The organism is Streptomyces sp. NBC_00354, from assembly GCF_036106915.1.
Taxonomy (GTDB): domain Bacteria; phylum Actinomycetota; class Actinomycetes; order Streptomycetales; family Streptomycetaceae; genus Streptomyces.
Genome location: NZ_CP107983.1, coordinates 3,467,968 through 3,481,680, shown reverse-complemented (window position 1 = coordinate 3,481,680; position 13,713 = coordinate 3,467,968). Strand labels below are relative to the sequence as shown.

At 72.2% G+C, this 13,713-nt stretch carries 15 protein-coding genes and 1 pseudogene; 9 read left to right on the top strand and 7 right to left on the bottom strand.

Features of this window, described 5'->3' with window-relative positions:
• Window positions 1–2 precede the first annotated feature (2 nt).
• The 3 genes and pseudogenes from OHT74_RS15435 to OHT74_RS15425 form a co-directional block, all read right to left on the bottom strand.
• A pseudogene (locus OHT74_RS15435) lies at window positions 3–299 on the bottom strand (chorismate mutase); the annotation flags it as partial.
• Between the two features lie 142 nt (window positions 300–441).
• A complete protein-coding gene (locus OHT74_RS15430; RefSeq protein ID WP_266664640.1) occupies window positions 442–726 on the bottom strand; it encodes a DUF7848 domain-containing protein in 285 nt (94 codons plus the stop codon).
• The gene (locus tag OHT74_RS15425) at window positions 720–914 is read right to left on the bottom strand and encodes a hypothetical protein (protein WP_266664639.1); all 195 of its coding nucleotides are present in this window, start codon (window positions 912–914) and stop codon (window positions 720–722) included. The genes OHT74_RS15430 and OHT74_RS15425 overlap by 7 nt, the downstream gene beginning before the upstream one ends.
• 169 nt (window positions 915–1,083) lie before the next feature.
• Between OHT74_RS15425 and OHT74_RS15420 the strand changes: the two genes are divergently transcribed.
• The 6 genes from OHT74_RS15420 to OHT74_RS15395 all read left to right on the top strand — a co-directional run bounded on the left by OHT74_RS15420 (window position 1,084) and on the right by OHT74_RS15395 (window position 7,232).
• Window positions 1,084–1,824, top strand: a complete 741-nt coding sequence (locus OHT74_RS15420) for a DUF6879 family protein (RefSeq protein ID WP_328620521.1) — start codon at window positions 1,084–1,086, stop codon at window positions 1,822–1,824.
• Between the two features lie 19 nt (window positions 1,825–1,843).
• Complete coding sequence (locus tag OHT74_RS15415; RefSeq protein ID WP_328620520.1) at window positions 1,844–2,686, top strand: helix-turn-helix domain-containing protein; 843 nt, start codon at window positions 1,844–1,846, stop codon at window positions 2,684–2,686.
• Between the two features lie 116 nt (window positions 2,687–2,802).
• On the top strand, window positions 2,803–4,395 hold the full coding sequence (guaA, locus tag OHT74_RS15410; protein ID WP_266664635.1) for a glutamine-hydrolyzing GMP synthase: 1,593 nt from the start codon (window positions 2,803–2,805) through the stop codon (window positions 4,393–4,395).
• A gap of 141 nt (window positions 4,396–4,536) precedes the next feature.
• Window positions 4,537–5,304, top strand: coding sequence for a class II aldolase/adducin family protein (locus tag OHT74_RS15405; RefSeq protein ID WP_328620519.1), 768 nt, complete (start codon window positions 4,537–4,539; stop codon window positions 5,302–5,304).
• Window positions 5,305–5,459: 155 nt separating this feature from the next.
• On the top strand, window positions 5,460–6,710 hold the full coding sequence (locus OHT74_RS15400; protein WP_443047707.1) for a hypothetical protein: 1,251 nt from the start codon (window positions 5,460–5,462) through the stop codon (window positions 6,708–6,710).
• Between the two features lie 18 nt (window positions 6,711–6,728).
• Window positions 6,729–7,232, top strand: a complete 504-nt coding sequence (locus OHT74_RS15395; RefSeq protein ID WP_266996619.1) for a DoxX family membrane protein — start codon at window positions 6,729–6,731, stop codon at window positions 7,230–7,232.
• Here the strand turns inward: OHT74_RS15395 and OHT74_RS15390 are convergent.
• Window positions 7,178–7,402, bottom strand: a complete 225-nt coding sequence (locus OHT74_RS15390) for a hypothetical protein (RefSeq protein ID WP_328620518.1) — start codon at window positions 7,400–7,402, stop codon at window positions 7,178–7,180. The two genes, OHT74_RS15395 and OHT74_RS15390, sit on opposite strands and share 55 nt — an antisense overlap.
• Window positions 7,389–8,777 (bottom strand): PspC domain-containing protein, encoded by a 1,389-nt coding sequence (locus tag OHT74_RS15385; RefSeq protein WP_328620517.1) that lies wholly within the window; start codon window positions 8,775–8,777, stop codon window positions 7,389–7,391. Before OHT74_RS15385 ends, OHT74_RS15390 begins: the two co-directional genes overlap by 14 nt.
• 131 nt (window positions 8,778–8,908) lie before the next feature.
• On the opposite strand from OHT74_RS15385, the gene OHT74_RS15380 reads away from it, so the two are divergent.
• From OHT74_RS15380 to OHT74_RS15370, 3 genes are all read left to right on the top strand, one after another.
• Window positions 8,909–10,204: an ATP-binding protein gene (locus tag OHT74_RS15380; protein ID WP_266664624.1), complete on the top strand. Its 1,296-nt coding sequence runs from the start codon at window positions 8,909–8,911 to the stop codon at window positions 10,202–10,204.
• Window positions 10,201–10,893 carry a LuxR C-terminal-related transcriptional regulator gene (locus OHT74_RS15375; RefSeq protein ID WP_266664623.1) on the top strand — a complete coding sequence of 231 codons (693 nt, stop codon included), beginning with the start codon at window positions 10,201–10,203 and terminating at the stop codon, window positions 10,891–10,893. Before OHT74_RS15380 ends, OHT74_RS15375 begins: the two co-directional genes overlap by 4 nt.
• A gap of 102 nt (window positions 10,894–10,995) precedes the next feature.
• Window positions 10,996–12,108, top strand: coding sequence for an alpha/beta hydrolase (locus tag OHT74_RS15370; RefSeq protein ID WP_328620516.1), 1,113 nt, complete (start codon window positions 10,996–10,998; stop codon window positions 12,106–12,108).
• A gap of 57 nt (window positions 12,109–12,165) precedes the next feature.
• Here the strand turns inward: OHT74_RS15370 and OHT74_RS15365 are convergent, their stop codons facing one another.
• Window positions 12,166–13,218, bottom strand: coding sequence for a C40 family peptidase (locus OHT74_RS15365; protein ID WP_328620515.1), 1,053 nt, complete (start codon window positions 13,216–13,218; stop codon window positions 12,166–12,168).
• A 126-nt stretch (window positions 13,219–13,344) separates the two neighbouring features.
• A complete protein-coding gene (locus tag OHT74_RS15360; protein ID WP_328620514.1) occupies window positions 13,345–13,698 on the bottom strand; it encodes a hypothetical protein in 354 nt (117 codons plus the stop codon).
• Between the last annotated feature and the right edge of the window lie 15 nt (window positions 13,699–13,713).

Genomic DNA, 13,713 nt, shown 5'->3' with positions numbered 1-13,713 from the left:
CCTCAGACGCGGCCGCGGCACAGCTCCAGCAGGGTCATGGCGAGCGCGGTCCCGGGCTTCCCGAGGGCATCGCGCCAGTGCTCGAGCACCTCCATCTCGCGCGAAAGGTTCACCCGGCGGCCGCCCGAGGAGATCCGGGCCTCCTGGATGACGGTCGAGACGGCCATCCGCTCCTGGATCAGGCCGATGATCCGGTCGTCGATGGCGTCGATGCGCCGGCGGGAGTCGGAGATCAGCTGCGCGGGGGTGGTGGTCACGGTCATGTTCTTACTCCTGTGGGTAGTTCCGGCAGGAGCGGAAACGCCAGAGCGCCCCGGTCCTGTCGGACCGGGGCGCTCTGGGAAGTCAGCGGCTCAAGCGAGCATCACGAGGACCCATGGCGACCGGACCGGCCGGTGCCATAGGTAAAGAGGAAGCTCAGCTGCTTGCGCATGGAGTGGATTATGGCCGCCCGCCCCCGCCCGGGCCAACCCGGCCCGGATCGTGAGACGGCCCGGCCGTCCGCGTGACGCGCGCATGGTCGGTGAACACCCGGCGGAACAGGTCATGGCCGGTCCGCCCGGTGTGCCGCAGCGCCCAGTCCTGCGCGGCCTCCTGCTCGTCCTGCGGGCCCGACTCCGCTCCGCACCGGTAGGCGGCGCAGAACACCTCGTAGGTGGTCCCGCCCTCCGGCGCGTGCCGGATGGTGTGCGCGACGTACCGGAACACGCCGCCCGGGCTCAGCACCGGCTCCGCCCGCGGTGCGCGACGATCTCGACGTTGCAGTCCGACACCGCCGAGCGGTCCCCCCGCCGGTACGCCTCCGACCGCTGCCCGGCCAGCGCGGCGCACACATCGCAGCCGACGGCCGGTCTCGGGGCCTCGGCGGGCAGGCTGAGGTGGACGGGCGGGCTCATGGTGGTCCGAGTTGCCATGAACTGGACGTTAGGGCGGGGGAGTTGGGCTCATGCGAACTATTCGTAACTATTCTCACCCGGTCGGGATCTATATCCGGAAATTCTCGCGCAGTGTCCTGGAGGCCATGGCAGAAGGGGCGATCCCTCCCCGATGCTGAGGCCGCCGGCTACGAGAAGGGGTAATGCCATGGCGCGTCGACTGCGATTCAACGGCACGGGCAGCGGGGTCAACGGGTGCCCGGCAGTGCACGAGGACCTGGACAGCGGTGAAGTCATCGTCCACGGACCGCCGCTCACCGACCCGGAGGACATCGCCCAGCTCCGGCACCTGTCGGAAGGGGAAGTGCCCATCGTGGTTCCGCGGGAACTGCTCGTCGACTTCGGCCCCAAGGAGATCAACCGCGTGCCGCACATCATCGACCTGGACGAGTTCGACCGGCTGTTCACGCGGTTCGAGCACGTGACGTGGCGGCTGGAGACCCGGCGCCGCTACGCGTCGGACGAAGCCACCGAGACCTACGCGCAGTTCACCCGTGGCGAGCCCGTGAACTGGGAGGGCACCGACCCGGAGTGGTGCGCCGAGCGCCGTGAACAGGTTGCGCTGGGGAAGCGGTTCGAGCGCGTCCGGATCGTCGACGAACCGGCCATGCCCGGGCAGCTCTACCTGCTCGACAACGCGCGCCGGAACAGCGCCCTGGGCGAGGACATCCGCATCCTGCGGCGCAGTGACGCCGAGCGGCTGCACCTGCCCGAGGAGGACTTCTGGATTCTCGACTCGCGGACGGTCGCGCTGCTGAACTTCGACGAGGACGACAACTTCGTCGACGTCGAGCTGATCACCGAGCCGGCCGCGGTGCTCCGCTACGCCCAAGTGCGCGACGCGGCTTCGCACTACGCTGTCCCGTACGAGGTGTTCCAGGCCAAGTAGCGGCAATGAGCGGGTACCGGTGAGCACGGACTATCAGCAGGCACGGGAAGCGCTCGGCATACGGCTGCGCGAACTCCGGCTCGGGGCCGCTGACGGTCGGCTCACCGGTGCGGCGCTGGCCCGGCGGCTCGGCTGGCCCCAGCCCAAGGTGAGCAAGCTGGAGAACGGTCGGCAGACCGCGACCCCCGAGGACCTGCGTGCCTGGGCCGACGGGACCGGTCAGCCGGAGGCGTACGACGAACTGCTGGCCCGGCTCCGGGGCTTCGAGAGCCACATCCGCTCATGGCGACGCCAGCTGAGCTCGGGGCACAAACCCGTGCAGGACACGCACCTCGCCGCGCACGCCGACGCCACCGTGCTCCGGGGGTGGGAGACGTCCATGGTCATGGGGATCCTGCAGACGCCCGACTATGCGAGGGCCGTCTTCACCCGCTACGCCGAGCTCCAGCAGTCGCCCCGCGACACGGAAGAAGCCGTCCGCTCGCGCATGCGTCGGCAAGAAGCGCTGTACGACCCGGCCAAGCGCTTCCACATCCTGATGTGGGAGGCCGCGCTCCATGCCAGGATCTGCCCGCCCGCCGTGCTCGCGGCGCAGCTCGACCGCCTGCTGGGGGTGATCGGTCTCGACACAGTGGAGCTCGGGATTGTGCCCCTCGGTGCGGCGCTGAAGATCCCTCCGGCCACGGGGTTCTGGATGTACGACGACCGTCAGGTCATCGTCGAGACCTGGCACGCCGAGCTGTGGCTGGACGACGCCGAGAGCGTCGCCACCCACCTCAGGGTGTGGAACACCCTGCGCGAGTCCGCCGTGTACGGCGCCGAGGCTCAGCGCGTGATCAGCGAGGCGCGGCGGGCGCTGTGACGGGGGTGTCGCGGGGTGTCACGGTGACGTGCGCCTCGGATGGTGCGACAAAGTGGCGGCCGGCGCCACCGGTAGAATCGACAAAACAGCCACCTCTTCCGCCGGAAGGCCGCCCCGTGCCAGAAGCACCCTCCGCCGCCCACGACAGCGCCCCGGACACGGTTCTCGTCGTCGACTTCGGCGCCCAGTACGCCCAGCTCATCGCCCGCCGCGTCCGCGAGGCAAGGGTCTACAGCGAGATCGTGCCCAGCACGACGCCCGTGGCCGAGATGCTGGCCAAGGACCCCAAGGCGATCATCCTCTCCGGCGGCCCGTCCTCCGTCTACGAGGAGGGTGCCCCGCGTCTGGACGACGCCCGCGCCCTCTTCGAGTCCGGGGTCCCGGTCTTCGGCATGTGCTACGGCTTCCAGCTGATGGCGACCACCCTCGGCGGCACCGTCGACAACACCGGCGCCCGCGAGTACGGCCGTACGCCGCTCGCCGTCTCCAAGGCCGGCTCGACCCTCTTCGAGGGCACCCCCGAGAACCAGTCGGTGTGGATGTCCCACGGCGACGCCTGCTCCGCCGCCCCCGAGGGCTTCACCGTCACCGCGTCGACGAACGTCGTCCCGGTCGCGGCCTTCGAGAACGACGCGAAGAAGCTGTACGGCGTGCAGTACCACCCCGAGGTGATGCACTCCACGCACGGCCAGCAGGTGCTGGAGCACTTCCTCTACCGCGGCGCCGGCCTCGAGCCCACCTGGACCACCGGCAACATCGTCGAGGAGCAGATCGCGGCCATCCGCGAGCAGGTCGGCGACAAGCGCGCCATCTGCGGCCTCTCCGGCGGCGTGGACTCCGCGGTCGCCGCGGCCCTCGTCCAGAAGGCCATCGGCTCCCAGCTGACCTGCGTGTACGTCGACCACGGCCTGATGCGCAAGGGTGAGACCGAGCAGGTCGAGAAGGACTTCGTCGCCGCCACCGGCGTGCAGCTGAAGGTCGTCGACGCGCAGGAGCGCTTCCTGAGCGCACTCGCCGGCGTCTCCGACCCGGAGACCAAGCGGAAGATCATCGGCCGCGAGTTCATCCGCGTCTTCGAGCAGGCCCAGTTGGAGATCCTCCAGGAGGACGGCCCCGCGGTTGCCTTCCTGGTCCAGGGCACCCTGTACCCGGACGTCGTCGAGTCCGGCGGCGGCACGGGCACCGCGAACATCAAGTCGCACCACAACGTGGGCGGCCTGCCGGACGACATCGAGTTCGAGCTCGTCGAGCCGCTGCGCCAGCTGTTCAAGGACGAGGTCCGGATGGTCGGCCAGGAGCTCGGCCTGCCCGACGAGATCGTCCAGCGCCAGCCCTTCCCGGGCCCCGGCCTCGGCATCCGCATCGTCGGCGAGGTCACCAAGGACCGCCTGGACCTGCTCCGCGAGGCCGACGCCATCGCCCGCCACGAGCTGACCGCGGCCGGCCTGGACCGCGAGATCTGGCAGTGCCCGGTCGTCCTGCTCGCGGACGTCCGCAGCGTCGGCGTCCAGGGCGACGGCCGCACCTACGGCCACCCGATCGTGCTGCGCCCCGTCTCGTCCGAGGACGCCATGACCGCGGACTGGACGCGCATGCCGTACGAGGTGCTCGCCCGGATCTCGACCCGCATCACCAACGAGGTGCCGGACGTGAACCGCGTGGTCCTCGACTGCACGAGCAAGCCCCCGGGCACCATCGAGTGGGAGTAGTTCCCACCCGCCGCCCGTGACGAAGCCGCCGTTCCCCCCTGGGAGCGGCGGCTTCGCCGTTGGTATGGCCTGTTGCGGGAGCCGCCGGTACCTTGCGCCGCGAGCCGAGCCGAGCCGAGCCGAGCCGTCGAAGGAGCGCCCATGGCCCAGCAGCCCGCACTCGCACCCGCACCCGTCCCCGTGGACCGGCTGCGGTTCTCGATGCCGCCCGTGCACACCGGGGCGGCCGAGGAGCGCGCCCACCGCAAGGAGCGGCTGGCCGGGGCGCTGCGGCTGTTCGGGCGGCTCGGGTACGAGGACGGGGTCACCGGTCATGCCAGCACGCGGGACCCGGAGTTCGAGGACTGCTACTGGGTGAACCCCTTCGGGCAGGCCCTGTCCGCACTCACCGCCGACGACCTGCTCCTCGTCGACGGGGACGGGCGCGTGCGCCGGGGGGACCGGCGGGTCAACGAGCTGGCCTTCGCCGTGCACGCGGCCGTGCACCGGGCCCGCCCCGAGGCCGTCGCCGTGGTGCACACGCACGCCCCGTACGGCAGGGCGCTGGCCGCGCTCGGGGAACTGCTCGCCCCGATCAGCGAGGAGGCCTGCGCCTTCTACGAGGACCACGCACTCCTGGACGGGTTCGCGGGGCCGGAGGACTCGGGGAGGATCGCCCGCGCCCTGGGCCCGTACAAGGCGCTGGTCCTGCGCAACCGCGGGCTGCTGACGGTCGGCGACTCCGTGGACGCGGCGGCCTGGTGGTTCGTCGCGGCGGAGCGCGCGGCGCAGGTGCAGCTGATCGCGCGGGCCGCCGGGAAGCCGGCGGCGATCGACCACCGCAGTGCGCTCGCGGCGCGGGAGAGGTTCGGCTCGGATCTCGCCGCCTGGGTCAGCTACCAGCCCCTCTGGCAGACCGTCGCCCCGTGACGCGGGACTGGGCCGGGCGGGTGACGTCAACATCATGAACGGTTAATCACCTGCTCTGACATCGTGCGCAATCCGGAACACTGCCGCAGTGGTGCACAATTCGCTGGCATCGCACCGTAGTTCAGAGAGGCGGCACGCACGTGGCTGTCCAAGAGATGTCCCGAAGCACCCACGGCGGCACCTGCACCTGTGACGACTGCCCGCACGGCGCGCAGGAGGGGCACCGGCGAGCGGTCGCCGCGTTCACGGAGAAGAGGGACGAGTTCGCCTCGGGCCAGGGCCTGCCGGCGGCGGTGGCCCGGTCCGCCGGGGCGTCCCGGCAGTGGGTCTCCGACGAGCTGACCCTGTCGGCCCGTACGGTCGCCGACCGGGGCCGGGAGGCCGGCAACTCCTGGCTGTACCTGTTCTCGCGGCGGGCCGTGCTCGCCGTGTGGATCGCCGCCGGGGTGCTGCTGCTGGTCCAGGTCGGCACCGCGCTCGGCACCGGCTGGTCCACGGCGCGCACCGCCGGGCTGCTCGCGGCGGTGGTCCTGGCCGGGCTGCTCACGGTCGCCGCCCGCGCCCAGTCGGTGCGCGGCGGGCTGCTCGCCCCGCTGGTCGGGGAGGACAACCGGCTGTCCACCTCGAAGGCGGTGCCGAGCGCGTGGGTGGTGCTGACGGCGTTCGCCGCGCTGCTGCCCGCGCTGCGGCTGGCGGCCTCCTCGCCCGGGCCGGAGCGGCAGGCGCTGTACGCGGGGCTGGCGCTGGGGCGGGCGCTGCCGCTGCTGGCGGTGGTCGCGCTGACCTCGGCCGTGGCGGTGCTGGTGCGCCGGGTGGTCACCGTACGGATCATGGCCCAGCGGATGCAGAAGCTGCCGGCGGACCGGCCGCGCGGGGTGGACCTGCTGACGGACGATGCGGGCCGCGGGAGCTTCCCGGACGCGCAGTACGTGCTGGTCTCCATGGTGGTGCTGGCCTTCGCGGCGGTGTCGATGGCCCGGTTCCCGGACCGGCTGCCGCGGCTGCCGTGGGCGCTGGCCATGCTGGTGGCCCTGTCGGCGGCGGTGTACCTCGCGGCGAAGTACGCGGAGGTGACCCGTCCGCTGGTGCTGTCGGTGGTCCGCAGACGGGAGCCCGGCGACCTCGACGCGGCCATCCGGCCGGGCGACGACATCGAGATCCGCGGCGTGGGTTTCGTACCGCCGGGGGCGCAGACGCCGGAGATGCTGGCCCGGCTGGTCGTACGGGTCGGCGCGGTGCACGTGCACGTGCCGCTGGTGCCGGTCGCGGGCGGGTTCACCAACCCCTCGGACTCGGTCCTGACGGTGCCGGTCCCGGCGGAAGTGGAACCCGGGCGCATCGAGGTCCAAGTGGTCACGGCCGCCGGAGTGGAATCCAACCGTTGCACCATCGACGTGGCCGAGTGAACGGGGTACACATGGGGCGTGACCCGAACTGATGTCCCTTCCGCCGCCCCGGCCGGACTGCGGGAACAGGCCGCCCGGTACGCCCTGCTGCCGCTGCGGATCTTCCTCGGCGTGACCTTCGTCTACGCGGGCCTGGACAAGCTGACCGACTCCGCGTTCCTGTCCGCCTCCGGCCCCGGCTCCATCGGCGAGCTGATGCACGGCGTGCGCGACACCTCCGCGATCCCCGCCCTGGTGGACTGGGCCCTGCTCTCGCCCGTCGGCTTCGCCGTGGTCCTCGCCATCGGGGAGCTCCTGGTGGGCCTCGGCGTCCTGGCCGGCCTGCTGACCCGGATCGCGGCCACCGGCGGAGCGCTGATCTCGCTCAGCCTGTGGCTCACGGTGTCCTGGCAGGTGTCCCCGTACTACTACGGCAACGACCTGATCTACCTGATGGCCTGGATCCCGATGATCCTGGCCGGTGCTCCCTACCTGTCGCTGGACTCGGTGATCCGGTCGCGCCGGTCGCGGCGTACGGCGTAGGTCACCACTCCGACCAGCGCGGCCAGGCAGAGCCCGCCCACGGTCATCGGGATGGCCAGGAACCAGGGCAGGTCGGCCTCGCCGGTCGCGTCGAGCAGGTACAGCACGCCCGCGGCCACCAGGACCAGGCCGGCCAGCAGCCGTCCGGGCTGGAACTCATGACGCCGCACGGGCCACCTCCACCTGTCCCACACCTGCGTTCAGGTGCAGCTCGATCGTTCCCCCGGCCTCGGTGCCGGCGGGCGGCTCGAGGGTCGCCCGCTGGGTTTCGCCGCCGCTCTTGATACGTACTTCCTGGCTGGTGTCCCCGGGCAGCCTGATGTCGCCCAGCTTCACCGAGACGTCGGCCTGCGCCGTGACCTCGCGGGGCACGATCACCTTGAGCCGGCCCGCCTCCGCGGTGGCGCGGACGGACAGGGTGGTGCCCTTCGGCACGTCCAGCCGGCTCAGGTCCAGCGTGGCGAGCCCGGTGCCCGCCGTGTACAGGGGTTTGACGTCGGCCACGGCGGCCGGCCGCCATGCCACGGCCTTCCAGTCGGTGCCGATCTCGCGGGGCAGCGCGGAGGCCCCGGCGAGCAGCCCGGCGGTGATCATCGCGAGCAGGACGGTGCCGAAGCCGGTGCGGCCCTTGACCGAGCTGACCGCGAGGCCGAGACCGAAGACCGCCAGGGCCGAGGCGAGCCCGATCTGGAGGGCGTGCGAGAGGGTGCTGCCCTGCCAGACCGAGGCCGTGGCCGCGCCCCCGGCCAGCAGGGCCAGTACGAACACCCGGCCGCCGATGCCGCCGCGCGGGACCCTCGGGGCGGCGGCCCGCTCGGGCGCCACCGCGGCCTTGCCGCCCGCGGTGTCCGGGACGGCGCCGGCCTCGGCGGAGTCGTCCGGGCCCCACAGGTATCCGGTGCTCCCGACGGGGCCGGTGGTGCCGTCCTTGACCAGCGGGTCCCGCCACCAGGAGGGGGCGCCGGGCACGGGCGGAGCCTGGGTCTCCGGCGGGCCCGGGCGGTGGGCCGCCTGGGGCTCAGCCTCGGGGGCGGCGGCGGCGCGGCGGCGCTGCGACCAGTACGAGGCCCCGCCGAGGGCCAGGATGACCAGCACGGAGAACACGGCCAGTCCGCCGTTGTCCAGCATCGACAGGAACAGCGCGCAGCCGACCAGGGCCGCGAACACCGCGGCCAGGGTGGCGCCCTCGACCCGGCCCGTCAGCAGCTTCTTCGCCTCGCTGTCCTCCTCGCCCTCCACCGGCAGCAGCAGCCAGGCGAAGCCGTAGAAGATCAGGCCGACGCCGCCGGTGACCGCGAGGACGCCGAGCACGATCCGGAAGATCGCCGGGTCCAGGTCGAAATACCGGCCGAGGCCGCCGCACACGCCCGCCAGGACCTTGTCGCGCTTGCTGCGGCGCAGCGGCGGCCGGTCGGCGCGATCGGCGGCGCGGTCTGCGGCGCGGTCTGCGGGCCGGTCCGCGGCGTGGCTGCCCGCGGCGGGCTCGCCCGGCGGCGGTGCCGCGCCGGCACCGGCCGCCGACGGCGGGGAGTCGTGCTTGGTCATGGATCCATGGTGACGGGCTGCCGAGCCCCGCGGCACCGGGCCCGACCCTGGCACAACCCTGATATCCCCCCTACAGAACTGGGGGGATGCCCTGATGCCCCGCGCGCCGCGCGCGTGTGACCATCAGGAACATGCCCGTTTCCGCCGCCCCCCGTCCCCCGCACGCAGCAGACGCCGACGAACCGCCGCAGCGCAAGCTCTACCGCAGCGCCGACGGCCGGATGCTCGGCGGTGTCGCGCGCGGTCTCGCCGGGCACCTCGGGCTGCCCGTCATCTGGGTCCGGCTCGCCTTCCTCGGCCTGTTCATGTGGGGCGACGGGCTGGGCGTGCTGCTCTACGCAGCCTTCTGGGTCTTCGTGCCGCTGGGCGTCGGCGGGCGCACCGGCCACCGCTCCTTCTTCGAGACCCTCCCGGACGGCACCCGGCGCCTGCGCAAGCCCGACAAGGGGCAGATCACCGCGCTCATCGCGCTGTGCATCGGCGCCGGGATCTTCATCGCCAAGGTCCAGGTCGGGGGCGCGTCAGGGCGCTACGTGTGGCCGACGCTGCTGGTCGGCGCCGGCGTGGTCCTCGTCTGGCGGCAGGCCGACAACGCCCGCCGCGCCCACTGGGGCACCGCCGGCGGGCGCAACGCCCGCCTGCTGCAGATGGCCCGCGGGTTCGCCGGGGTCGCGCTGGTCGGCGTGGGTCTGACCGTCTTCATCGTCGTACGCGGCTCCGCGGCGCAGCTCGGCAACGTGCTCACCGCAGCCCTCGCCGTCCTCGTCGGCATCGCCCTGCTCGCCGGGCCCTGGCTGATCCGGATGACCCAGGACCTCTCCGAGGAGCGCCTGATGCGCATCCGCGCCCAGGAGCGCGCCGAGGTCGCCGCCCACGTGCACGACTCGGTGCTGCACACGCTCACCCTGATCCAGCGCAACGCGGAGGACGTGGGCGAGGTGCGCCGCCTCGCCCGCGCCCAGGAGCGGGAGCTGCGGAACTGGCTGTACAAGCCGGAGGGCACCGGCAAGGACGAGGCCGAGGAGCCGGCCACCCTCGCGGAGGCCGTCAAGAAGACGGCCGCCGAGGTCGAGGACCACCACGGGGTCCCGATCGAGGTCGTCGTGGTCGGCGACTGCCCGCTGGACGAGAAGCTCGCCGCACAGATCCAGGCCGCGCGCGAGGCGATGGTCAACGCCGCCAAGTACGGTGGCGAGGGAGGGCCGGTGCAGGTGTACGCCGAGGTGGAGGGGCAGACGGTGTTCGTGTCCGTACGGGACCGGGGACCGGGCTTCGACATCGACGCGGTACCGGACGACCGCATGGGCGTACGAGAATCGATCATCGGCCGGATGCAGCGCAACGGCGGGACCGCACGGCTGCGGTCCGCGCCCGACGGCGGCACGGAAGTCGAGCTGGAGATGGAGAGGGCGGCGAACGCAGCATGACCGAAGAGACCGGCAGCGGGGGAGTGGCCAGGAACGTTCGGGTGGTGCTCGTCGACGACCACCGGATGTTCCGTACGGGCGTGCAGGCCGAGATCGGTGAGACCGCGCGGACCGGCGTCGAGGTCGTCGGCGAGGCCGCCGACGTCGACCAGGCCGTCACCGTCATCACCGCCACCCGGCCCGAGGTGGTCCTGCTCGACGTGCACCTGCCCGGCGGCGGCGGGGTCGAGGTGCTGCGGCGCTGCGCCCCGTTGATGTCGGCGGCCGAGGACCCGGTGCGGTTCCTGGCCCTGTCGGTGTCGGACGCGGCCGAAGACGTCATCGGGGTCATCCGGGGCGGCGCACGCGGGTACGTCACCAAGACCATCACCGGGACCGACCTGGTGGACTCGGTCTTCCGGGTGCAGGAGGGCGACGCGGTGTTCTCGCCGCGGCTGGCGGGCTTCGTGCTCGACGCCTTCGCCTCGACGGACGCGCCGCCGGTCGACGAGGACCTGGACCGCCTCACGCAGCGCGAGCGCGAGGTGCTGCGGCTGATCGCGCGCGGGTACGCGTACAAGGAGATCGCCAAGCAGCTCTTCATCTCGGTGAAGACCGTCGAATCGCACGTCTCGGCGGTGCTCAGGAAGCTCCAGCTCTCCAACCGGCACGAGCTGACCCGCTGGGCGACGGCGCGCCGCCTCGTCTGAGTACGCACCGGTCCGAGCAGGTGCGGGTCTGCGCGCGTGTGACCCACGCCGCAGGGGGCGGGGGCAACCGCGCGGCGTCACGCGGCACTCTTGGGTGGCGTGATGAGCTTGACCGGGATCCCCCTCTTCGCGACGGCGATCGCCCTCACGGCGATCGCCGTCGTCCTGCCGCTGGCCGTGTGGAGCAAGGTGCGCGGCCCCGCCGCCGTACGCGTGTCGACCCGCGCCCTGATGGTGGTGTTCGCCCAGGTCACCGCCGTTGCGCTGGTGTTCATCGCGGTGAACCGGCAGGAGACCTTCTACAACTCCTGGGGCGATCTGCTCGGCACCGGCAAGTACGTCACCGCCGCCCCCGACCTGGGCCCGGACGGGCTCGGCGGGAAGAAGGCCACGGAGGTCAAGGCGGAGCCGAAGGTGCTCCAGGAGTTCCAGCCGGTCGACGGCCTCGGCGGCCGGGTCAAGAAGACCGAGCTCAACGGCAAGATCTCCGGGGTCAAGGGCGAGGTCATGGTGTGGCTGCCGCCGCAGTACGACGACCCGGCGTTCAAGAACAAGAAGTTCCCCGTGGTCGAGCTGATCCCGGGCATACCGGGGACGGGCAAGTCCTGGTTCCAGGGGCTCAAGGCGCACGAGGTGCTGGAGCCGCTGATGAAGAGCGGCAAGGTGCAGCCGTTCATCCTGGTCTCGCCGCGCGCCATGCTGCTGGGCAACGGCGACACCGGCTGCGCGAACATCCCCGGCAAGGTCAACGCGGACAGCTGGTTCAGCGTCGACGTCCGCAAGATGGTCGTCGACAACTTCCGGGCGTCGGACGAGGCCCGCACCTGGGGCGTGGCCGGGTACTCGGCAGGCGCGTACTGCGCCGCCAAGCTGGGCATCCTCCACCCCGACCGCTACAGCGCGGCCGTCTCCCTGTCCGGCTACAACGACCCGGGCCAGGAGCCCACCTCGCTGGTCGCCCAAGACCCGGAGATGCGGCGCACCCACAACCTGAAGGCCCTGCTCAAGGCCGCGCCCACGCCGCCGGCGATCGCGCTGTGGATGTCGGGGGCCGAGCAGGACGGCTACCTGTCCGGCACGGACCTCAAGGCCATCGCGCAGAACCCGACCACGGTGCACGCGGAGAAGGTGGTCGGCGGCCACAACCTCGACTCGTGGTCGAAGCAGATCCCGCAGACCTTCGGCTGGCTGAACACGCAGGTCAAGGCGCCGTAGGGCCCCTCACGCCGGGCGATCCCTCACGCCGGGCGATCCCTCACGCCGGGCGATCCCTCACGCCGGGCGGGAGGCGCCGGCCCAGGGCATCGAGTCGATCGGGGCCACACGGACCGTCGAACCGGGGCGGGGGGCGTGGATCATCTGGCCGTTGCCGATGTACAGGCCGACGTGCGTGACCCCGGAGTAGAAGAACACCAGGTCGCCGGGGGCCAGCTGGTCGCGCGAGACGCGCTGTCCGGCGTTGATCTGCGTGTACGTGGTGCGCGGGAGGGAGACCCCGGCCGAGCGCCAGGCCGCCTGGGTCAGCCCGGAGCAGTCGAACGAGCCCGGTCCCGTCGCGCCCCACACGTACGGCTTGCCGATCGCCCCGTACGCGAAGGCCACCGCGTGGGCGGCGCGCGTACCGTCCGCGACAGGCGCCGTCGGGGTCGTGGCGCGCGGACCGGCCGGGGCCGCGCCGGCCGACTGCGCCTCGTACGCGGCGCGCTGCTCGGCGGTGAGCTTGGCCAGCAGCCGCTTGGCGGTGCCGAGTTTGCCCTCGACGGTGGCCTTGTACTCGGCGAGTTCGCCCTCGCGGGAGCGCAGGTCGGCGAGCCGGCCGGCGGCCTGGTCCCTCAGCTGTCCGACCTCGTCGAGCTGGCGCCGTACGGAGGAGATCTCGGCGGCGCTGCGGTCGCCGGTCCGGGTGAGGAACGAGGCCCGGTCCAGGTACTCCTGCGGGTCCGCGGCCAGCGCCAGCTGCGTGGCGGGCCCCAGGCCGCCGCTGCGGTACTGGCCGGCGGCCAGGGAGCCGAGCGCCCGGCGGGCGGTGTTGAGCCGGTCGGTCTTGCGGGCGGTCTCGTCGCGCAGCCCGTCGAGCGCGCGCTGGGCCTCGTCGGCCTTCTCCTTCGCCCCGTTGTACCGCTCGGTCGCCGCCTCGGCCTCCTCGTAGAGCCGGTCCACCTCCGCCTTCACCTGGGAGGGCGTCTGCTGGGGGTCGGCCTGCGAGGTGCCTTCGAAGGCGGTGGCGGTGGCAGCGCCCGCGAGGGCGAGCGTGGCGGCGGTCCGTACGGTGCCGCGGGAGAGCGGGTGGAGCGGGCGCTGCCTGGGCTTTCGGTGACTGGCCACGAGGGCCTCACGTCCTTCCTCGCTCGGGAGCTCGGTGCTTGGAGGAGGACGCTAGACCTGAAGGTAACGGTCGGATGACGAGATGATCGCAAGTGCCCTGACGTGACCGGATATGGCGCTTGCGGATCAGCGCCAGAGGACGGCGATGAAGATATTGACCACGGTCAGACCGCCGACCGCGCCGAACAGCGCCTTCTCCACCCGCTCCTCGTCCCGCTTCACGTAGACGAGGACGAGGATCACGAAGAGGACGGCGAGCTTCACGCCGATCTTGATGTTGTTGACGTGGCCGCCGTCCATCTCACGGAAGCCGACCAGCAGGACGCCGGTGACGAGCATCGTCAGCGCGCCGTGCAGCATCGCGGGCACGAAGCGGGCGGTGCCGGCGCTCATCGCCTTCATCTGCGTCAGGAAGCCGCCCAGGAGGGCGGCGATACCGATGATGTGCAGGCCCACGAAGACATTGATGAGTACGTCCATGGCGCCGAGCGTACG